The organism is Tardiphaga sp. GW821-FHT12E02, assembly GCF_058807155.1.
The window spans coordinates 4,884,037-4,904,076 of sequence record NZ_JBXAQK010000001.1; the positions used below are offsets into that span (position 1 = coordinate 4,884,037).

Consider the following 20,040-nt stretch of genomic DNA (forward strand, 5'->3'; position numbering starts at 1 on the left):
GCGCGGAGCGCCGGGTGGGGTCTCTCCCCACGGAAGGACGGAGCGTGGGGACCACCCCACCCGTCTCGATGCTCGCTGAACGCTCGCCTCGATCCACCCTCCCCGCTGCGCGGCTGCGCCGCTTGGGGGAGGGATAAGACCAAGCCCGCTTACGCCGGCGTCAGGATCGCGCGGCCCACCAGCTTGCCTTCCCTCAACTCGTTGAGCGCCGTGTTGGCGCGCGCAAACGGCATCGGCGTGGTCGGAATCGGCGCCACCTTCTTGGTCCGCACCAGTTCGAGGAGCTCCTTGGTCTCCTTGAGATTGCCGACATAGCTGCCCTGGATGGTCAGCGCCTTCATGGCGATCAGCGGCAGTGCCCAGGTGGCACCACCACCGAACAGGCCGACCATGATCAACGAACCGCCCTTCGACAGCGCATCGAAGCCGAGCTGCGTGGTCTGCGCATTGCCGACCAGATCGATCACCGACAAGATCGGTCCACCCGCGGCCTTGGCGAGCTGCGCCAGCGCATCCGGCGCGTTGCCGTCAACCGCCGCGAGAGCCCCCGCCTTCAACGCCGCTTCACGCTTGTTGGCATCGATATCGACCACGATGGCGCCCTTGCCGCCCATGGCCTTCAACAGGCTCAGCGCCATCAGCCCGAGACCGCCGGCGCCGAAGATCACGATCGGATTGCCGAGATCCTTCTCGACCTTCTTCAGCGCGCTATAGGTCGTCACACCCGAACAGGCGTAGGGCGCGGCGAGCACCGGATCCATGCCCTTCAGGTCGATCAGATACTTTGGATGCGGCACCAGCATGTAGTCGGAATAGCCGCCGTCGCAATGCACGCCGAGGCAGCGCGGCTGCAGGCAGAGATTTTCCTCGTCAGCGAGACACACCGCGCATTTGCCGCAGCCGATCCACGGATAGGCCAGCGCGACATCGCCGATCTTCACGCCATCTTTCGGCGCGTCCGGGCCGAAGGCGACGACTTCGCCGACCGTCTCGTGCCCCATCGTATGCGGCAGGTTGATGCCGCGCTCCTTCAGCGACAGCCGCTTGCGGCCGTGGCCGAGCTCATAGCCGCCTTCCCAGATATGCAGGTCGCTGTGGCACACGCCGGCCGCCTTGACGCGCACCAGCACCTGGGTGCCGGTCGGCTGCGGCGTATCCTGATCGACTTCGCCAAGCGGCTCGTTGAATTCGAGGACCTTGAAGCTTTTCATTTTGTTTTCTCCCGGTTGAAACTGTTGTCATGGACTTCGTAGGATGGGTTGAACGCAGGCGCGAAGCGCCGGAGTGATACCCATCACCACATGCTGCGGCGGCTGTTGTGATGGGTATCGCTGCGCTCAACCCATCCTACGGCCCCAGCATTATGCCGCCGCCTTCGCGCTACGGATCGCCTCCCACACCTTGATGGGCGACAGCGGCGTATTCATCTGCGTGACGCCATAGGGCGCCAGTGCATCGAGCACGCCGTTGACGACGCAAGGCGGTCCGCCGATCGCACCGCTTTCGCCGCAGCCCTTGGCGCCGATCGGATTAGTGACGCAGGGCGCCGAGCCATCCAGCGTGACATTCATCCACGGCAGATCGCCCGCGCGCGGGATGCAGTAATCCTGATAGGTCGCGGTGATGAGCTGGCCGTCCTCGTCGTAATGGACATTCTCATACAGCGCCTGACCAATGCCCTGTGCGACGCCGCCATGGATCTGGCCGGTGACCAGCATCGGATTCACCGCCACGCCGACATCGTCCACCGTGGTGTAGCGCACCACATTGGTGATGCCGGTTTCGGGGTCGATCTCGACCTCGCAGATATGCGTGCCATTGGGCCAGCTCGGTGCATCGACTTCGCCGGTCGAGTCCACGCTCAGCCCGGCGCCGCCTTCGGCCTTGGCGATCTCGAACAGGCTGACGCGCCTGTCGGTGCCGACCACGGTGAGAAAGCCATCGACATATTCGATATCCTCCACCGAGGCCTCGAGCATGTTGGACGCCTTCTCGCGCGCCTTCTTGATCAGGTCCTGCGTGGAGACCACCGCCGCCGTGCCGCCGACGAACAGCGAGCGCGAGCCCACGCTCCCGAAGCCGAGTGCCACGTCGGTGTCGCCCTGCACCACGTCGATCGTGTTGATGTCGATACCGAGCGACGTCGCGACCATCTGCGAGTAAGCAGTCTGCAGTCCCTGCCCCATGGCCATGGTGCCGGAATAGAGAATGACGCGGCCATTGGCCGTCGCGGTCAGCGTCACCTTCTCGCTGTGATTTCGGCCGCCGGTCCATTCGATATAGCTGGTGAGGCCGCGGCCATAGAGCATGCCGCGCTTCTTTGCTTCCTTCTTGCGCGCGGCAAAACCGTCCCAGTCGGACAGCTCCGACGCACGCTCCAGCATATGCGCGAAGGCACCGCTGTCATACACTTGGCCAACCGCGTTCTTGTAGGGAAACTGCGTCGGCTTGATGTAGTTCACCTTCCGGATCGTGCGCGGGTCCATGCCGATCTGCCGCGCGGCGGCATCGAGCAATCGCTCCATGATGAACACCGCTTCGGGGCGACCTGCGCCGCGATAGGCGCCGACCGGCGCGGTGTTGGTCATCACCGCCTTGATCTCGTAATGCACGTCCGGCACGTCATAGACGCTGGTCTGCACGAACGGCCCGAGCACCAGTGGAATGATAACACCCGTGCCTGAGAGATAAGCGCCGGTGCCGCCCAGCGACTTCACACGATAGGCCTGGATGCGGCCCTTGGCGTCGAGAGCGAGTTCGGCGGTCGAGGTCAGATCGCGGCCATGGGTGCCGCCGACGAAATCGTCGGTGCGATCGCCGCGCCAGCGGATCGTCTTGCCGAGCTTCACCGCCGCGTAAGCGACGATGCCGTCTTCCGGATAGAGGCTGGTCTTCTGCCCGAAGCCGCCACCGATATCACCGACCACCAGACGGATCGAATCCTTCGGTCGCTTCAGGATCGCATCGGCAATGATGTCGCGCGTCGCCATCGGCGTCTGCGACTGCACATAGACAGTGAGACGGCCCGTCTTCTTGTCCACTTCAGCGATCGTGCTGCGTGGCTCCATTGCCGAGGGCACCAGCCGCTGGCTGACGATGTCGAGCGACACCGTGTGCTTGGCCGCAGCGAAGATCGCCTCGATCTTCGCTGCATCGCCATAGCTCATGGAGGCTGCAATATTGTCGGGCGCCGCATCCCACACGGCCGGCGCGCCATCCGCAATCGCCGCGGTCGGATCGACCACGGCCGGCAACACATCGTAATCGACTTCCACGGCTTCGGCAGCCAGCTGCGCCGCCTGACGCGATGTTGCGATCACCGCCGCGACGCCCTCGCCGGCATAGCGCACCGCTTCATGCGCCAGCAGGCGGCGCGGCGGGAATTTCATTTCGGAGCCGTCCGGCCGCTTGAAGATGTTCAGCGTCGGCAGCGTGCCGACATCGTCGGCGATCAGATCCGCACCGGTGATGATCGCCTGCACGCCCGGCATCGCCTTGGCGGCCTCGACATTCACGCCGGTGATCTTCGCATGCGCATGCGGCGAGCGCAGTACATGCAGCCACAGCGCGCCGTCTTCCGGCTTGTCGTCGATGAAATGGCCTTGCCCGGTGAGGAGACGCTGATCTTCGAGGCGCTTGGGAGACAGACCGGCGCCGAAACGCAGGTTGGCAGGCAAAATATTCATCAGGCGTCCTTGGATGGGCCGTTCGGGCGAGTTGGCCGGACCTTGCCCGAAAAACCCATGCGCGCCAACCGCATTGCGGCAGGCCAGAACGCCCTGATTTGCATGCCGAATATTGTTACACTGACCGTGGGACGGATGAACGCCGCGTCATCCGCCGCGCAGTTTCCGCCATGAATTCGGCCGGCGGATGACGGCTTCGCCTCATCCGCCCGACGGTTACATGTCGGCGAGCACCCGCTCGACCACCTTGCGCTCGTCCACCGTCAAGGCCGGCTGCGGCGCCACGGGATCGCCGACGTCATAGCCCTGAATGACAAGGCCGGCCTTGATGCAGGCCGCGAGATTATAGCGCGCAAAGGCCTCGTTGATCCCCCACAGCTGCCGCTGCAGCACCATGGCTTCGTCCCAGCGCTGCGCCTTGCAGAGGTCATAAAGTCGCACGCTCTGCTTCGGCACCACGCAGGCCGGACCGGCCATCCAGCCGACGCCGCCGATCATCATCACAGCGGCCGGAATATGTGCGGAAGCCGCAAACACACTGAGCTTGTCGCCGCTGCGATTGATGATCGACAGCAGCCGTCCCGTATTGGTGGAGGCATCCTTGATGTAATTGATGCGCGGATGGTCGGCGAGCCGCGCGACAACGTCGAGCGTCAGGTCGGACCGCTGGAATTGCGGATTGGTATAGATCACCACCGGAATATCGACGGCATCAGCGATGGCGCGGAAGTAGGATTCGATCTGCGCATCCTTGAGCGGGAAATAGGCTTCGAGGATGGCGAGAATGCCGTTGGCACCGAGCTTCTGATACGACTTTGCCTGCGCCACCGCATCAACCGTCGAGGTCGAGGCCACCCCGGCGATGACGGGCACGCGGCCATTGGCGGCGTCGATGGTGGTCTGCACGACAGAACGCCGCTGCTCGCGATTGAGATAGGCGAATTCGCCGGTGGAGCCGAGCGGCGTCAGCCCATGCACGCCGGATTTGATGAGATCGTCACACAGCCGCCCAAGCACATCGGTGCGAATACGGCCTTCGGCATCGGTGGGCGAAACGAGATAGGGAAATACGCCGTGAAAACTGTTCATTCAATCATGCCTTGCAGTCATATCTTGGGAGTAAAATTCTCGATCACGCGCAGCAAAACGCGCGCGCCTGCATCGACATCGGCCTCGTCCACATGCTCGGCCGGATTATGACTGATGCCGCCACGACAACGTACGAATAGCATCGCGATGTCTGCGATGTCGATCATCGCCATCCCGTCATGGCCGGCGCCGCTGGGCAGCTCGAACGCACGAAAGCCTTCCGCCGTGATCGCCGCACCAATCTGGTTTTGCAGCCATGGCGCACAGGGCGCCGTGCGGTTTTCATGGGTGACGTTGATCTGCAGATCGAGCTGACGCTGCTTCGCAATGGTCTCGATCTCGCGCACGATGTCGGTCACTGCCATCTTGCGATAGCTATCCTTCGGCGCGCGGATGTCGAGCGTGAACGACACCAGCCCCGGAATGACATTTGTCGCCCCTGGCATCGCATTGATATAGCCCACGGTGCCGACCAGCCCGCCGCGATCGGAACGGCAGAACTCCTCCACCGCGACGATGCACTCCGCCGCCCCCGTCAGCGCATCGCGCCGCATCGCCATCGGCACGGTGCCGGCATGACCGGCGGTGCCATGCAGTTCGACCGCGAGCCGCGTCGCACCGGCGATCGCCGTGACGACGCCCACCGGCAGCTTCTGCGCCTCCAGCACCGGCCCCTGCTCGATATGCAGTTCGAGATAGGCCAGCACCTCCACCGGCGCCCGTGCGGCGGCGCCGATGTGATCGGGATCGAGCCCGAAGGCGACCATGGCATCACGCATGGAGACGCCGTCGCGATCGCGACTTGCCAGCGCGCTTTCGACGAAGGTGCCGGCCACCGCGCGACTGCCGAGCAAAGTCGAGGCGAAGCGCGTACCCTCTTCATCGGCGAAGGCCACGATCTCGATGGCGAATGGCAGCCGCACCTTGCGGCGGTTGAGATCGCCGACACAGGCGATGGCCGTGACGACGCCGAGCGGCCCGTCCCACTTGCCCGCATCGCGCACGCTGTCGTAATGCGAGCCCAGCATCAGGCATGGCGCACCGAGCTTGGTGCCTTCATAGCGCCCGCACACATTCCCGATCGCGTCGATCCGCGCCAGCATGCCGGCCTGCTGCATCCAAATGACCAGCACCTCCGCGGCCGCACGATGCTCCTTCGAGAGAAACACGCGCGTGAGATTGTCCGGCGCCTCGGAGATCGCGGCGAGCTGGTCGATGCGCTGAACGATGTCCGCGCCGAGCAAGTCGTTACGTGTGTGATTGTCTGTCATCGCGATCCCGGCCACTCGATCTGTGTGCCACCGTAGCAGATTCCGGCGCCTGGCTGGCAAGGGCGGCGACGCTCCTAACCTCTCCCCGCATCTTGCGCGGGGAGAGGTCGGCGCGTAGCGCCGGGTGAGGCGCATGGCACGCGATCCGCGACAGGCCCAGTCCATCGGAATGGTGCGGCCGTCCAATCGCAGACCCATCGGCCCGAGAGCGCATCAGTATCGCGAACCGCGTGCCCCGCCCCTCACCCGCCGCGAAGACGCGGCGACCTCTCCCCGTCAAGAACGGGGAGAGGTTAAGCATCAACCCCGTCCCACCGTGCATTCGATCTGCCCGTGCGGTTCTTCCGTTGGCAGGAACACATCATTGTTGTTGTCGAGGCCGAAGCCGGACAGATTCATCAGGATGAAATGCAGGTTCGGGCAGGCCATGCTGATCTCCGAAATCTCCGGCACCGCAGCCAGCGCCTTTTCGCCCATGCGATACAGGCTGTTCTGCACGCTCGGACTATAGGTGGTGGCGAACTCTTTCAACAGCACCTCGAGTATCTTCGCATTGGCCGCCTTGTAGTCCGCCGGCACGCCCGACCATGTCCACGACGCCACCATGGATGTCGCGGCGATACGATCATTGGTCGGCTGAATGGTGGAATATTTGTCGGTGTAATAGTTCTCCCAGCCCGACTGCGTGGACTTCATGAAGGTGAACGTGTCGAGCCCCGAGCTCATGGTGACGCCATCGCGGGTCGCATGCAGTTCGACGAACGGCTTGCCATTGTCGTCACGCACAAAACTGTGCGGATGCGGCACGCCGTCGATCACCAGCCGGGTCCATTTCGTCTCATGCGCGGTGATGGCCACCGACTTCGCCTGCGGATAGAGATCGAGATAGCGCTGCGCCAGCACCTGGCAGAACGGCTCGGTCTGCAGCGCGGTGTTCTCCCGCGCCACCACATTGACGATGTTCTTGATGGTATCGGTGGAGGTCGAGGTCGAATTGTCGGCATCCGTATAGGCGCGGCCGAAATCGCCCTCCAGCATCACCTTGAGGCTGAGCTGGCTGACCTCCTGCTTGTCGCCGTCGCGGTGGACGCGCATGATGCGCACCCGGCCCTTGCCGTAGCGGTTCTTGATGAGTGGCACGCGCGACCTCCGACTGTTGCTGACGGGCGCTCCGGAATATCCGGGCGCCGCGGGTTCCGGCTCGCTATTTCCAGCAACCTTCGTGCCGCCGGTCAAGCGCGGTCCGCCGTGGCACGCCGTTTGTATCTGATGATCATAATGCCTTGGTTTTTCATGACGTAAGCAAGGGGGATCCATCGATGACTGCCACCGTCCATCCCGTTGACGAAGTTCTGCCGACGCCGCGGCTGGTCGCGCTCGGCCTGCAGCATGTGCTGGTGATGTATGCGGGTGCCGTCGCCGTGCCCCTGATCATCGGCCGCGCGCTGAAATTGCCGCCACAGGACGTCGCTTTCCTGATTTCCGCCGACCTGTTCGCCTGCGGCATCGCCACGCTGGTGCAGTGCCTCGGCTTTCCCGGCGTCGGCATCCGCCTGCCCGTGATGATGGGCGTCACGTTCGCCTCGGTCGGCCCGATGCTCTCCATGGCCGCGTCGCCGGAGATCGGACTGCTCGGCATCTATGGATCGGTGATCGCTGCCGGAATCTTCGGCATCATTGTCGCGCCTTTCATCAGCCGGCTGCTGCCGCTGTTTCCGCCCGTCGTCACCGGCACCATCATCATGGTGATCGGAATCTCGCTGATGCGCGTCGGCATCAACTGGGCCGGTGGCGGACTACCGACATTGACCAAGATGATCGACGGCGTGCCGCACAGCTTTCCCAATCCGGGCTACGGGCAGTTGCAGGGCCTCGGCATCGCGCTGTTCGTGCTGCTGGTGATCCTGGCGCTGATCAAATGGGGCAAGGGTTTCATCGCCAATGTTTCGGTGCTGCTCGGCATCGTCGCCGGTGCCATTCTCGCCAGCCTGCTCGGCGTGATGCATTTCGACAAGGTGGCTGCCGCGCCCTGGGGCGACATCGTGCTGCCCTTCCATTTCGGCGTACCGCAATTCCATCTCATCCCCGTCGTCACCATGTGCATCGTCATGGTCGTGGTGATGATCGAATCCCTCGGCATGTTCCTCGCGCTCGGCGAACTCACCGGCAAGACGGTGGACCGCGACGACCTCACCAAGGGCCTGCGCGCCGACGGCGTCGGCACGCTGATCGGTGGTGTCTTCAACACCTTCCCCTATACGTCCTTCTCGCAGAATGTCGGCCTGGTCGGCGTCACCGGCGTGCGTTCGCGCTGGGTCACGGTGGCCGGCGGCGTCATCATGCTGGCGCTTGGGTTGTTGCCGAAGATGGCCGCCTTGGTGGAAGCGGTGCCGCTGGTCGTGCTCGGCGGCGCCGGACTCGTGATGTTCGGCATGGTCGCCGCCACCGGCGCACGCATTCTCACCGCGGTGGATTTCAAGACCAACAGCTACAATCTCTTCATCGTCGCCATCTCGGTGGGCTTCGGCATGATCCCGCTGGTGGCGCCGAACTTCTTCAAGGCGCTGCCGCACGACCTGCACCCATTGCTGGAGTCCGGCATTCTGCTGTCGGCGCTGGTGGCCGTGATGCTGAATGCGTTCTTCAACGGATTGGGAAGCGCGGAGAGCGCGAAGGCGGAAGCCGCGGGAGCTGCGGCCGCAGCGACGCATTGAGGCCACCAAACTCCGCCTTCATCCTGAGGAGCCGCGTAGCGGCGCCTCGAAGGATGGCCGCACACTCCGGCCAGGCCAGCTCATGGTTCGAGACGGCGCTGCGCGCCTCCTCACCATGAGGGGCTGGAGTTTATGAGGGGCGGAGTGGTTCTCAACTCCCCCGATACGTTCCGTAACTCCACGGCGTCACCAGCAGTGGCACGTGGAGATGCCCTTCCGGCTCATAGACCGAAAACCGCAGCGGGATCTCATCCAGGAACGGCGGATCCGACAACGGCACACCGCGCGCCGCGAAATACGCGCCGACCTTGAATGTCAGCTCATAGCGCCCGATCGGCACCGGCCGCCCGCCGATCAGCGGCACATCGGTGCGACCATCGTGATTGGTGAGCGTGCGCGCGATCACCCGGCTGGCACCGAGCTTCGATAGTTCGACGAGTTCGACCTCGATCCCTTCCGCCGGGCGACCACTATGCGTATCGAGCACATGGGTCGAGAGCCGCCCATGCACCTTGAGCGGATTGTCGCCCTTCACCAGCAGGTCCGTGCGCAAAGCCGCAATCTTGCAGATCTCCGCGATCGACGCAGCGACTTCCGTTGCAGCATCATTCGGCAGCCGCTGCGCGAAATTGGCGAGGATGGAATCCTTGGTGTGGCGGCGGACGCAGACGATATAGGGGAAACCGAATTTATCGCGATAGGCCGTGTTCACCCGCTCGAACGCCTCATATTCGGCCTCCGACAACCGATCGAGCCCGACGCTGTTCTGTTCTGCGTTGGACTCCGCCGTGAGCAGGTCACCGCGCTGGGTCTTGTCGGCGAGATCGGGATGCGCCTTGATCAAGGCCAGTCGCTGGCCGGGCTCGGCGTCTTCGACCACCTTGCGCATGGTCGCAAACAATTCGCTGACACCGGCGAATGGGCGCTTGTCCGCCGCAGCCTCCGCAATCCACGGCGAATATTCGAAGATATTCGCGAGGGCCGTGACGAAGTCCGCCTTGCTGCATGAATTGAGGTGAGCGAGCGTCGTCCCGGTCATGCGTGGCCCCTATCCGATCGCGCGCGCGTCTGCCGCGAGATGTTTCAAATTCGCGTGCCAGTGCTCGGCAATCTGCAGCCGCGTCGGCACCCACACTTTGTCGTGGCTCGTGATGTAATCGAGAAACCGCATCAGCGAGGCCGCGCGGCCCGGCCGTCCCACGAGGCGGCAATGCAGGCCCACCGTCATCATCTTCGGCGATGTCGCGCCTTCCGCATAGAGCACGTCGAACGAGTCCTTCAGATAAGAGAAGAACTGCTCGCCGGTGCTGAAACCCTGCGGATTGGTGAAACGCATGTCATTGGCGTCCAACGTATAGGGAATGATGAGCTGCGGCTCGCTTGCCCCCTTGATCCAGTAGGGCAGATCATCGGCATAGGAGTCACTGAGATATTTGAAGCCGCCGGTGTCCATCAAAAGCCGCAGCGTGTTGATGGAGCTGCGGCCGGTGTACCAGCCGGTCGGCCGCGATCCCACGACCTCGGTATGCACCCGGATTGCTTCCGCGATCTCGAAGCGCTCCTCGGGCTCCGACATGTCCTTGTGCTCGATCCATTTCAGGCTGTGGCTGGCGATATCCCACTTCGCTTCCAGCATGGCAGCGACGATCTCGGGATTGCGCTGCAGCGCCGTGGCGACGCCGAACACCGTGGTCGGCAGGCCGCGCTCGGAAAACATCCGGAACAGCCGCCAGAAGCCGGCACGCGAGCCATATTCGAACATGCTTTCGATATTGGCATGGCGCTGTCCGGGCCAGGGCTGCGCGCCCAGCACGTCCGAGAGAAACGCCTCCGATGCGCGATCGCCATGCAGGATGTTGTTCTCGCCGCCTTCCTCGAAGTTGACGACGAATTGCACGGCCACGCGCGCGCCGCCCGGCCATTTCGGATCGGGCGGATTGCGGCCGTAGCCGCGGAGATCGCGGGGATAGTCGGATGCCATCACACCAGCTCGATGCGAACCTTTTGCGCGCCCTTCCACAGCACCGTCTTGCCCATCTCCTTCAGCTTGTCGAGATTGGAGGTGATGGTGATGAAGTGGTTGCCGGCGAGTTGGCCCATCTTGCTGGCGAAATGCACGCCGCTATAGGCCAGCAGGATCTCGGTCTCGCTGATCCCGCCGGGATACAGGATCATGTGGCCCGGCGCCGGGAACGAGGTGTGATTCTCGTAATCGACACCGAAATCGAGATCGCCGAGCGGCATCCACACGCCCTCGCCGCTCCAGCGCACATGGATCGCCTGGCTGTCGAACGGCATCGCCTTCTTGAAGGCGGCGACGGTCTTCGGCGCATCCTCGTCCTCGAATTTCGCATCGAAGGTGAAGTCGCCGATATGGACTTTGAGCTGGCTCATGCGGGCTTGTCTCGCGTGTCGGGGGAATTGAACGATGGGTCCAGTGTGCAGGTGCGTGATGAAGATGCAAGAGTGGAGCGTTCTCTCCGTGTCGTTGCCCGGCTTGACTGGGCAATCCAGTAAACACTGGCGTCTCGGATAAAGCTGCCAGGCGCGTGTCTACTGGATCGCCCGCTTCCGCGGGCGATGACAGTTGGAGCGGATCTGTTCTATCTTTGTTCTTGACAAAATTCCCATAACCACCATTATCCCTCCCGTCTCGTTCGCGAGGGGCGCTCTCATGAGGCGTCTTTTGGGCGGAACGTGGATGCGGCGCCTGCGGGCTTGAGGCAAACGCAGCCTCTCGCACTCGGGTGGTCGAGGGTCACCGTCCGGCCCCACTAAGGGGGTCTGCCGCTAGCGCGGCTGGACGTGGTGCGGGTGAAGGCAGGGAAACCTGCCGGATGACTCCCAATGGGAGTGCCCAGTACCCGGAAGAACGGTCCTTCGACTAGCAAGACGTCGCGGTGGCGCGCCGTAAGGCGTTGCGCGGCTCCGGTTTGCTGGCGATCCAGCAGGCAGGAGCAGCGTCCAGTCCACTCAAGTGCGCCTTGCGGCGTGCCACCTCCCCTCATGTGTCGAGGGGAGAATGCTCACACCTCGGACGCCCCTGGGCGCCGCGAGAACGCGGACTCATGATTTCAGGAATGACGGGGCTGTTTGACAGGTTGATCAGGACGTCACGCGCCGCCAGGAGTGCTCCCTCCCCCAAGCCGCGCAGCGGCGCAGCGGGGAGGGCCGGGGTGGGGCGCCCCACGTGACGTCGGAGCTTGCGGAAACACCCCACCCGTCTCGAAGCTCGCTGAACGCTCGCGTCTCACCACCCTCCCCGCTGCGCCGCTTCGCGGCTTGGGGGAGGGAAAAGTCCCCTTACCGCTCATCACTCAGCGGCGGTCGGAACGTCAGCGGCTCTTCTGTCGCCCGCTTGCGCGCCCGCTCCACCGCTTCGGCAAAATCCTTCGCATCGAACCACGAGAGATCGCGCATCGGCGCGTCGAGATCGTCGCCCCAGATCTGCGACACCTCGATATCGAATTTCATATTGTGCTTCTTGCTGACAGCCTGAACACCGTAACCGGTGACAGCCCACTGCCGGCCGAGCCAGAAAACGTCGCGATGTAGTACCACGCCCCTTACGCCTACTTCCCCAAACCATCGCCCGAAGACGACGGCAGCCTCGTCTCCACAGCAAAATCCATGGAGCGAGGCCGTTCGAATCCTCTTGTTCTTCAAGAACACGATGCCGCGCGCAAAAAGCGGCGGCAGTACGACAACAGCACGTGGTGCTAGATGTGGCTACCCTGACGCGGCGATGGCTGCTGTGCCTTCTGCGCCCGCTCGGCATCGGCTTTGTTTGCCTCGTGCCGCCCGATCACGCAACCCGCAACGGCGCCGACCTTGCCATGTCCTGCGTAATGACCGGCGATGCCGCCGATGATCGCGCCTTTGATACATCCCTTGGCTTCAGCGGCAACAGACGAAAGCACCAGGCCCATCACGGCGGTGCATAGCAGCAATTTTTTCATGGGAATTCTCCACAGGCGCGATCACCAACAAGCCGAAACCGATCGCTTTGTTCCATCTGTCGAAACGCGCATTGCTCGCATCTGCAAACCGATTCGTGCCATAAATGGCCAAAATCAAAGGGGACGAGACACACGATGCCAGCACCCAAGCCACCCGCTTTCGAAACGCTGAGCCTGCATGCGGGCCAGCATCCCGATCCCGTCACCGGATCGCGCGCGGTGCCGATTCATCAAACAACATCCTTCGTGTTTCAGGACACCGATCACGCCGCAGCTTTGTTCAATCTCGAACGCGCCGGGCACATCTATACCCGCATCTCCAATCCGACCATCGCGGTGCTCGAAGAGCGCCTGGCCGCACTGGAGAACGGCGTCGGCGCCGTCTGCACCGCATCAGGCATGGCAGCACTCCATCTCGCCATCGCGACCATCCTCAATGCCGGCGATCACATCGTGGCGTCATCGTCGCTCTATGGCGGCACCATCAATCTCTTGGCACACACGCTGCCGCGCTTCGGCATCACCACGACCTTCGTGAAACCGCGCGATCTCGATGCGTTCAAGGCCGCGATCAAGCCGAACACGAAGCTCGTGATCGGCGAGACCATCGGCAATCCCGGCCTCGAAGTGCTCGACATTCCCGCCGTCGCGGACATTGCCCATGCCGCGAAGATTCCGCTGCTGATCGACAACACATTCGCGACGCCCTTCCTGTCGCGCCCGCTCGATCTCGGCGCCGACATCGTCATGAATTCGACGACCAAATGGATCGGTGGCCATGGCATCGCCATCGGCGGCGTCATTGTCGATGCCGGCCGCTTCGACTGGCGCGCCTCCGGCAAATTCCCGCAGCTCACCGAACCCTATGCCGGCTATCACGGCATCGTCTTCGACGAACAGTTCGGCACTGCGGCTTTCATCATGCGCGCCCGCACCGAAGGTCTGCGCGATTTTGGCGCGTGCCTCTCGCCGACCAATGCGTTCCAGCTCCTGCAAGGCGTCGAGACACTCGGCATCCGCATGGAGCGCCATGTCGCCAATACGAGCGCCGTGCTTGCCGCGCTCACGGCCAACAAGGCGGTCGATTGGGTGCTGCATCCCTCGCTGGAAAACCATCCCGATCATGCGCTGGCAAAAACGCTGCTGCCGCGCGGCGCCGGCTCCATCATCTCCTTCGGCATCAAGGGCGGACGTCCCGCGGGCCGCAAATTCATCGAGGCACTGAAACTCACCAGCCATCTCGCCAATGTCGGCGATGCCAAGACGCTGGTGATCCATCCGGCCTCGACGACCCATCAGCAGATGGATGCCGAACAACTGAAGGCCGCGGGCATCGGCGAAGAGCTGATCCGCCTCTCCGTCGGCATCGAGGCCGCGCAAGACATCATCGACGATCTCGCGCAGGCGCTGCGCTTCTCGCAGAAGGGCTGAGCCGATGCAGATCACGGTCAATGGACACGACACCTTTGTCGCCAATGGCGGCCGCACCTTCGATCCGTCATTGCCCGTCGTCGTGCTGCTGCACGGCGCCGGCTTCGACAGCTCCACCTGGGCGCTGCATACGCGCTGGTTTGCGCATCATGGCTATGCGGTGCTCGCGCCCGATCTTCCCGGCCATGGCCGCAGCGGTGGCGACGCACTCACAACCATCGGCGATCTCGCCGACTGGACTGCCGCGCTGATCATCGCAGCAGGCGCAAAGCAGGCACGCCTCATCGGCCACTCCATGGGCTCGCTGATCGCGCTGGAGACCGCCGCGCGCCATCCCGACAAGGTCACGCGCCTCGACCTGCTCGGTACGGCGGCAACGATGACGGTCGGTCCCGATCTGCTGAAAGACGCCGAAGCCAACGAACATTCGGCCATCGACATGGTCTCGATCTGGGGTCTCGGCATGCGCGCCGAACTCGGCGGCAGTCTCGCGCCGGGTCTGTGGATGCATACCGGCGCGCAGCGCGTGCTGGAGGCGACGAAGCCCGGCGTGCTGCATGCCGATCTCAACGCCTGCAACGCGTATCAAGGCGCCCTCGCCGCAGCGGCGCAGATCAAGGTTCCCGTCACGCTCATCCTCGGCGAACGGGACATGATGACCCCGGCGAAATCCGGCAAAGCGCTGGCGGCAGCAATCACCGACGCGCGCACGGTGATTCTTCCCGCCACCGGCCACATGATGATGGTCGAGCGTCCCGACGAGGTTCTCGCCGCACTCAGCAGCTAGAACCAAAGCCGTCATTGCGAGCGCAGCGAAGCAATCCAGTTCTTCCTTCGCGTGGTTTCTGGATTGCTTCGTCGCTGTCGCTCCTCGCAATGACGAGCATATGCCTGTTGCGCAGCGCGACGCTCTGTGCGAGTTAGGTTCCGTCATCGGTGCCTCCGCGAGGAGGTGAAACGGGAATGCGGTGTGGGGGAGAACTCCCCCTGATGCCGCGGCTGCCCCCGCAACTGTAAGCAGTTGGTCCGGATCCTTGAAGCCACTGAGCATGCTCGGGAAGGCGGATCCGGAAAGCACTGCGAGCCAGGAGACCGGCCGGAGACATGACTGAACACGTTCGACGGTGGGTCGACGGCAAGGAATCTCATGTCTATCCGTATGGTCGCTGCGACTGGCGCAGCGATTCTGGCTGTGTCTGCACATCAGGCACAGGCGCAATCCAGTCCTCAGGAACTCTCAGAAGTCGTCGTCACCGCAAGCCGTGCGCCGGAGCCGCTGAGCGCAACCGGCAGCGCCATCAGCGTTGTTTCAGGCGAGACCATCGCGACATCCAATCCCGGCTCGCTGGTCGATGCGCTGCGCAGCGTGCCTGGCATCGACATCTCTGAAAATGGCGGCCCCGGCGGCACGGCGAATGTGCGCATGCGCGGCGCCAATACCGGCCAGACGCTGGTGATGATCGACGGCATCCGCGTCAACGATCCCACGGCGGCGTCCGGCGATTTTGAATTTGCCATGTTCGCGCCCTCGGCCATCGATCGCATCGAGGTGCTCCGCGGCCCGCAAAGCGCGCTCTATGGCTCCGACGCCATGGGCGGCGTGATCAATATCATCACCAAGAAAGGCTCGGGCCCCGCGCAGTTCAATGTCCGCACCGAAGCCGGCAGCTATGGCACCGTGGTGACGCAAGGCTCGCTGGTCGGCACCAATGGTCCGTGGTCCTATGCCTTCACCGGCGGCGGCCAGCACTCCAACGGTTTTTCACGTTACGGCTATCGCATCCCGGCACTCGAGGCGCGCTTCCCGAATCTCGAACGCGACGGTTTCGACCGCGTCGGCGGCAGCGCGCGCATCGGCTATGACGCCGGCGAAGGCATTCGACTCGAAGCCGGCACCGTGCAGTCCTTCACGCGCGCAGCCTATGACGCAGCGAGCGGCACGTTCCCGGATACGCCGGCATCGGCCGATCGCCTGCTGCAGACCATCTATGGCCGCGTCGGCATCGACTCCTTCGGCGGCATTCTCACGCATAACGTGACGGTGTCGAACACCCATACCGAACGCTCGTTCACCGACTACACCTATCGCACCAATATGCTGCCGCAGAACACGACGGTGAAGACGTCGGATTATTGGGGCAACAGCCTCGGCGCGGAATATCAAGCCAATCTGAAGCTCGGTGGTTTCGGCACCTTGATTTACGGCGCCAAGACGCAGAGCGAGACGGCGCAGACCTTCTCCACCAATGTGCTGCCCATCGCCGGCCTGATGACGCCGCTGCTGGCGAAGCAGCAGGACACCAATTCAGCTTTCGCTTTGTGGTCACTGCCGATCGGCGAGCGTCTGAACATCACGCTGGGTGGCCGTGTCGATGACGTGGTCAATGTCGCGCGTTTCGAGACGTGGCGCGCAACGGCGGCCTACAACATCGCGGAGACCGGCACCAAACTGCGCGCCAGCGCCGGCACCGGCGCCAAGGCGCCGACCTTGTTCCAGCTCTACGACACCACCTATGGCAGCCTCAACCTGACGCCGGAAACCAGCTTCGGCTATGACGCTGGCATCGACCAGAGCCTGTTCGACGGCCGTGTCGTGCTCTCGGTGACGGGCTTTGCCAATGACTTCAGCAACCTCATCAACTTCGTCAGCGATGCCTCGCGTCCGCTCGGCTACTACACCAATGTCGCCCGTGCCGAGACCAGCGGCCTTGAAGTCGGCGCCAATATCGATGTGATTCCAGGCCTCGTGAAGATCAATGCGGCCTATACCTATCTGCATGCGGTCGATCTCACCACCGGCCTGACCCTGGCACGTCGCCCGCAGAACCTGGCGCGTTTCGCGGTCACCATCACGCCGAATGATCGCTGGCTGATCGAGCCCCGCATCACGACGGTGTCGAAGCGCTACAGTGCCGCCAACGAGACCAATGTCGTCGATGCCTATACCCGCGTCGATCTCTATAGCGAATACAGGCTCGACGCGAACTGGAAGGTGTTCGCCCGCGGCGAAAACATCCTCAATGAGCGCTACCAGGAGGTGCTGAACTTCGGTACGACTGGCCCGGCACTCTATGCAGGATTCAACGCCACATGGTGACCGGACAGTCAGCAGCAAGACGAACGATGATCGCCACCGCGGCACTTGCCGCGCTGGTGGTTGTGCTGCTGCTGGCGTCGCTCGGTACCGGCCCTGTTCGCCTGCCGCCGCTGACGGTGCTCGACGCGCTGTTCGGCGGCGGCACCGATGTGCATCAGATCATCGTCCGGGAGATCCGATTGCCGCGCGCGATCCTCGCGCTTGCCATCGGTGCCATTCTCGGCCTGTCCGGTGCCGCGCTGCAAGGCCTCCTGCGCAATCCGCTCGCCTCACCATCGCTGTTCGGCGCACCGCAATCGGCGGCCTTCGGCGCCGTGCTGATGATCTCGCTCGGTCTCGCCGATGTCCGTTCATGGGCATTGCCCGTCGCGGGGATCACGATGGCCTTCGCATCGGTCTTCGTGCTGCTCACCATCGCCGGCCGCAATGCCGGACTGCTCCTGCTGATCCTCGCGGGCCTCGCCATTTCGAGTCTGGCCGGTGCCGCGACGGCGCTGGTGATGAACCTGTCGCCAAATCCCTTTGCCGCGCTTGAGATCGCGTTCTGGCTGCTTGGTTCACTGGAAGACCGCAGCTTCCGCCATGTGACGCTGGCGCTGCCGTTCATCATGGCCGGCGCAGTGATCCTGATGAGCCAGCGCTCCGCCTTCCGCGCTCTCAGCCTCGGCGAGGAGACTGCGCAGAGCCTCGGCGTGAATGTTGCGCGCCTGCGGCTTCTCGTCATTATCGGTGTCGCCCTGGGCGTTGGCGGTGCTGTCGCCGTGGCCGGCACCATCGGCTTTATCGGTCTGATCGCACCGCATCTGATGCGCCCGATCATCGGCCATGATCCGGCACGCCTGTTGATCCCGAGCGCACTCACCGGCGCAGCCCTGCTGCTCGCAGCCGATATCGCGGTGCGCATCATTCCGTCCACCACCGACATCAAGGTCGGCGTGCTCACCTCGATCATCGGCGTGCCGTTCTTTCTCTATCTGATCATGCGCGAACGCCGCGCACTCGGCGGAGGCATCGCATGAGCGAAGCGCATCTGCTCACCGCAACTGATCTGAACGTCACGCTCTCCAGCAGACGCGTGCTGGAGAACGTCTCGCTATCATTGGCGAGCGGCCATCTCGTCGCCCTTGTCGGCCCGAACGGCGCCGGCAAGACGACACTGCTGCGCGCCCTCGCCGGCCTGCAGCCATCGACCGGCCACATCGTGGTCGATGGCACCGCGCTGGCCGATCTGTCGTTGCGCGAGCGCGCCAAGCGTTTCGGCTATCTGCCGCAAGGCCATCTCGTGCATTGGCCACTGGTGGCCAAGGACGTCGTCGCGCTCGGTCGCTATCCCCATGGCGGCACTGATCCCGCGCGACTGGCACCTGCCGATCAGGCCGCGGTCCAGCGCGCCATGCAGGCAACCGATACGATCGGCTTCGCCGACCGGATCGTCACCGAACTCTCGGGCGGCGAACGCAGCCGCGTGGCGCTCGCGCGCGTGCTCGCCGTCGAGGCGCCCATCGTGCTCGCCGACGAGCCGACCGCCTCGCTCGATCCGCGCTATCAGCTGGACGTGATGACGAACCTCCGCCGCACAGCCGATAACGGCGTGCTGGTGATCGTCGTCACCCACGATCTCGGCCTCGCTGCGCGCTTTGCCGATACCGTGCTGGTGATGTCGAACGGCCGCCTCGTCGCGCAGGCCGCGCCCGACGAGGCACTGTCCGATGCGATCCTCGCCGATGTGTTCCGGATCGGTGCCTACCGCGCCGCGCATGGCAGCGAGACCGTGATCATGCCCTGGTCGGGAGTGTGAGCGATGTCGCTATGGCGCCAGTGCTGCCGCGAGACGATCCAGCGCCTTGGCATCTTCAGGCAGGCCGAAACGCAGCAACTCGTTCGACCAGTCGAAACTGCGACACCAGATTCGCTTCTGCGCGAGTTTGCGATGCACGGCCAACGCCTCGCGATGCCGCACGAGTCGGTAGAGCGACGTACCGCCGATCACTGCAAAGCCGGCATCCTGCAGAATACCGTCGAGCTTGATCGCCTGCGCCGCGAGCTGAATGCGCGTCTGCATCGCCCAGGGCGCATCCTTCAGCGCCTTGGTGCCCACATGCAAAGCCGGACCGGACACGGCCCACGGACCGAGAACGGTGCGGATGCTGTTCGCAATATCCGGTGTCGAAATGGCAAAGCCCAGCCGAATGCCGGCAAGACCATAGAATTTGCCGAACGAACGCAGCACCACGATCGGCAACCGGCCGCAGGATGCGATCGCGCTGATGCCGGCTTCCACATCGGCAAAGGCCTCATCGACGACCAGCCAGCCGCCGCGCCGTTGCAGCACAGCCGCGATTTCAGCAAGACGATGCGGATCGACGATGCGACCGTCGGGATTGTTGGGATTGACGATGACCGCATGCGTCGCATGTGCGGGCAGTTCCGCGAGATCGCCGATCGCCGCGATGGCATAGCCGGCATCGCCCCAGGCCGCGGAATGTTCGTTATAGGTCGGGCCGACAACTGCAACGGTACCATCTTTGGCAAGCCGCGGCAGCAGTTGGATCAGCGCCTGCGTGCCACCCGCAGCAACGATGCCGGCGCCTTCAGGCACGCGATAGGTCGCGCGCGCGGCAGCGAGCAGCGCCTGCTCATCGGCACGCGCCGGCAGCCTTTGCCAGGCACTGTCCGGCAGCTTGCGGATCGGATAAGGCCAAGGATTGATGCCGGTCGAAAGATCCAGCCATTCGTCCGCTGCGCCGCCGAATTCGGCCATCGCCTGGGTGAGATCGCCACCATGTTTCATGC

The 20,040-nt window shown here is 63.7% G+C and carries 17 protein-coding genes and 1 riboswitch; of the genes, 6 read left to right on the top strand and 11 right to left on the bottom strand.

Annotated elements, in window-relative coordinates; translation table 11 throughout:
• Positions 1–149 precede the first annotated feature (149 nt).
• The 5 genes from AC1RQ5_RS23160 to pucL all read right to left on the bottom strand — a co-directional run bounded on the left by AC1RQ5_RS23160 (position 150) and on the right by pucL (position 7,186).
• Positions 150–1,211, bottom strand: coding sequence for an alcohol dehydrogenase (locus AC1RQ5_RS23160; RefSeq protein ID WP_493202072.1), 1,062 nt, complete (start codon positions 1,209–1,211; stop codon positions 150–152).
• 150 nt (positions 1,212–1,361) lie between these two features.
• A complete protein-coding gene (locus tag AC1RQ5_RS23165) occupies positions 1,362–3,686 on the bottom strand; it encodes a xanthine dehydrogenase family protein molybdopterin-binding subunit (RefSeq protein WP_493202073.1) in 2,325 nt (774 codons plus the stop codon).
• Between the two features lie 216 nt (positions 3,687–3,902).
• The gene (locus AC1RQ5_RS23170; RefSeq protein WP_398478820.1) at positions 3,903–4,775 is read right to left on the bottom strand and encodes a dihydrodipicolinate synthase family protein; all 873 of its coding nucleotides are present in this window, start codon (positions 4,773–4,775) and stop codon (positions 3,903–3,905) included.
• 17 nt (positions 4,776–4,792) lie between these two features.
• Complete coding sequence (locus tag AC1RQ5_RS23175) at positions 4,793–6,046, bottom strand: allantoate amidohydrolase (RefSeq protein WP_493202075.1); 1,254 nt, start codon at positions 6,044–6,046, stop codon at positions 4,793–4,795.
• Between the two features lie 300 nt (positions 6,047–6,346).
• Positions 6,347–7,186: a factor-independent urate hydroxylase gene (gene pucL, locus AC1RQ5_RS23180; protein WP_493202077.1), complete on the bottom strand. Its 840-nt coding sequence runs from the start codon at positions 7,184–7,186 to the stop codon at positions 6,347–6,349.
• Positions 7,187–7,365: 179 nt separating this feature from the next.
• On the opposite strand from pucL, the gene AC1RQ5_RS23185 reads away from it, so the two are divergent.
• A complete protein-coding gene (locus tag AC1RQ5_RS23185) occupies positions 7,366–8,760 on the top strand; it encodes a nucleobase:cation symporter-2 family protein (protein WP_493202079.1) in 1,395 nt (464 codons plus the stop codon).
• A 151-nt stretch (positions 8,761–8,911) separates the two neighbouring features.
• Here AC1RQ5_RS23185 and uraD read toward each other — a convergent pair whose 3' ends face one another.
• From uraD to AC1RQ5_RS23210, 5 genes are all read right to left on the bottom strand, one after another.
• The gene (uraD, locus tag AC1RQ5_RS23190) at positions 8,912–9,799 is read right to left on the bottom strand and encodes a 2-oxo-4-hydroxy-4-carboxy-5-ureidoimidazoline decarboxylase (protein ID WP_493202081.1); all 888 of its coding nucleotides are present in this window, start codon (positions 9,797–9,799) and stop codon (positions 8,912–8,914) included.
• A 9-nt stretch (positions 9,800–9,808) separates the two neighbouring features.
• Positions 9,809–10,741: an allantoinase PuuE gene (gene puuE / locus AC1RQ5_RS23195; RefSeq protein WP_493202082.1), complete on the bottom strand. Its 933-nt coding sequence runs from the start codon at positions 10,739–10,741 to the stop codon at positions 9,809–9,811.
• Complete coding sequence (locus tag AC1RQ5_RS23200) at positions 10,741–11,154, bottom strand: DUF3830 family protein (RefSeq protein WP_493202084.1); 414 nt, start codon at positions 11,152–11,154, stop codon at positions 10,741–10,743. Before AC1RQ5_RS23200 ends, puuE begins: the two co-directional genes overlap by 1 nt.
• A gap of 909 nt (positions 11,155–12,063) precedes the next feature.
• A complete protein-coding gene (locus AC1RQ5_RS23205) occupies positions 12,064–12,321 on the bottom strand; it encodes a hypothetical protein (RefSeq protein ID WP_493202085.1) in 258 nt (85 codons plus the stop codon).
• A 158-nt stretch (positions 12,322–12,479) separates the two neighbouring features.
• A complete protein-coding gene (locus AC1RQ5_RS23210; protein WP_398478837.1) occupies positions 12,480–12,719 on the bottom strand; it encodes a hypothetical protein in 240 nt (79 codons plus the stop codon).
• Positions 12,720–12,854: 135 nt separating this feature from the next.
• Between AC1RQ5_RS23210 and AC1RQ5_RS23215 the strand changes: the two genes are divergently transcribed.
• From AC1RQ5_RS23215 to AC1RQ5_RS23235, 5 genes are all read left to right on the top strand, one after another.
• The gene (locus tag AC1RQ5_RS23215) at positions 12,855–14,150 is read left to right on the top strand and encodes an O-acetylhomoserine aminocarboxypropyltransferase (protein ID WP_493202087.1); all 1,296 of its coding nucleotides are present in this window, start codon (positions 12,855–12,857) and stop codon (positions 14,148–14,150) included.
• Positions 14,151–14,154: 4 nt separating this feature from the next.
• Positions 14,155–14,937, top strand: coding sequence for an alpha/beta fold hydrolase (locus tag AC1RQ5_RS23220; protein ID WP_493202089.1), 783 nt, complete (start codon positions 14,155–14,157; stop codon positions 14,935–14,937).
• Positions 14,938–15,067: 130 nt separating this feature from the next.
• A riboswitch (cobalamin riboswitch) is annotated at positions 15,068–15,265 on the top strand.
• Between the two features lie 32 nt (positions 15,266–15,297).
• The gene (locus AC1RQ5_RS23225) at positions 15,298–17,247 is read left to right on the top strand and encodes a TonB-dependent receptor plug domain-containing protein (RefSeq protein WP_493202091.1); all 1,950 of its coding nucleotides are present in this window, start codon (positions 15,298–15,300) and stop codon (positions 17,245–17,247) included.
• On the top strand, positions 17,241–18,266 hold the full coding sequence (locus tag AC1RQ5_RS23230; RefSeq protein ID WP_493202092.1) for a FecCD family ABC transporter permease: 1,026 nt from the start codon (positions 17,241–17,243) through the stop codon (positions 18,264–18,266). Before AC1RQ5_RS23225 ends, AC1RQ5_RS23230 begins: the two co-directional genes overlap by 7 nt.
• Positions 18,263–19,045: an ABC transporter ATP-binding protein gene (locus AC1RQ5_RS23235; RefSeq protein WP_493202094.1), complete on the top strand. Its 783-nt coding sequence runs from the start codon at positions 18,263–18,265 to the stop codon at positions 19,043–19,045. Before AC1RQ5_RS23230 ends, AC1RQ5_RS23235 begins: the two co-directional genes overlap by 4 nt.
• A 9-nt stretch (positions 19,046–19,054) precedes the next feature.
• Here AC1RQ5_RS23235 and cobD read toward each other — a convergent pair whose 3' ends face one another.
• The gene (gene cobD / locus AC1RQ5_RS23240; protein ID WP_493202096.1) at positions 19,055–20,038 is read right to left on the bottom strand and encodes a threonine-phosphate decarboxylase CobD; all 984 of its coding nucleotides are present in this window, start codon (positions 20,036–20,038) and stop codon (positions 19,055–19,057) included.
• Positions 20,039–20,040: the final 2 nt, after the last annotated feature.

Excerpts from the sequence above, each read along its gene's own strand:
- AC1RQ5_RS23160 (WP_493202072.1), bottom strand. The coding sequence starts at position 1,211 with ATGAAAAGCTTCAAGGTCCTCGAATTCAACGAGCCGCTTGGCGAAGTC.
- AC1RQ5_RS23165 (WP_493202073.1), bottom strand. The coding sequence starts at position 3,686 with ATGAATATTTTGCCTGCCAACCTGCGTTTCGGCGCCGGTCTGTCTCCC.
- AC1RQ5_RS23170 (WP_398478820.1), bottom strand. The coding sequence starts at position 4,775 with ATGAACAGTTTTCACGGCGTATTTCCCTATCTCGTTTCGCCCACCGAT.
- AC1RQ5_RS23175 (WP_493202075.1), bottom strand. The coding sequence starts at position 6,046 with ATGACAGACAATCACACACGTAACGACTTGCTCGGCGCGGACATCGTT.
- AC1RQ5_RS23185 (WP_493202079.1), top strand. The coding sequence starts at position 7,366 with ATGACTGCCACCGTCCATCCCGTTGACGAAGTTCTGCCGACGCCGCGG.
- uraD (WP_493202081.1), bottom strand. The coding sequence starts at position 9,799 with ATGACCGGGACGACGCTCGCTCACCTCAATTCATGCAGCAAGGCGGAC.
- puuE (WP_493202082.1), bottom strand. The coding sequence starts at position 10,741 with ATGGCATCCGACTATCCCCGCGATCTCCGCGGCTACGGCCGCAATCCG.
- AC1RQ5_RS23200 (WP_493202084.1), bottom strand. The coding sequence starts at position 11,154 with ATGAGCCAGCTCAAAGTCCATATCGGCGACTTCACCTTCGATGCGAAA.
- AC1RQ5_RS23210 (WP_398478837.1), bottom strand. The coding sequence starts at position 12,719 with ATGAAAAAATTGCTGCTATGCACCGCCGTGATGGGCCTGGTGCTTTCG.
- AC1RQ5_RS23215 (WP_493202087.1), top strand. The coding sequence starts at position 12,855 with ATGCCAGCACCCAAGCCACCCGCTTTCGAAACGCTGAGCCTGCATGCG.
- AC1RQ5_RS23220 (WP_493202089.1), top strand. The coding sequence starts at position 14,155 with ATGCAGATCACGGTCAATGGACACGACACCTTTGTCGCCAATGGCGGC.
- AC1RQ5_RS23225 (WP_493202091.1), top strand. The coding sequence starts at position 15,298 with ATGTCTATCCGTATGGTCGCTGCGACTGGCGCAGCGATTCTGGCTGTG.
- AC1RQ5_RS23230 (WP_493202092.1), top strand. The coding sequence starts at position 17,241 with ATGGTGACCGGACAGTCAGCAGCAAGACGAACGATGATCGCCACCGCG.
- AC1RQ5_RS23235 (WP_493202094.1), top strand. The coding sequence starts at position 18,263 with ATGAGCGAAGCGCATCTGCTCACCGCAACTGATCTGAACGTCACGCTC.
- cobD (WP_493202096.1), bottom strand. The coding sequence starts at position 20,038 with ATGAAACATGGTGGCGATCTCACCCAGGCGATGGCCGAATTCGGCGGC.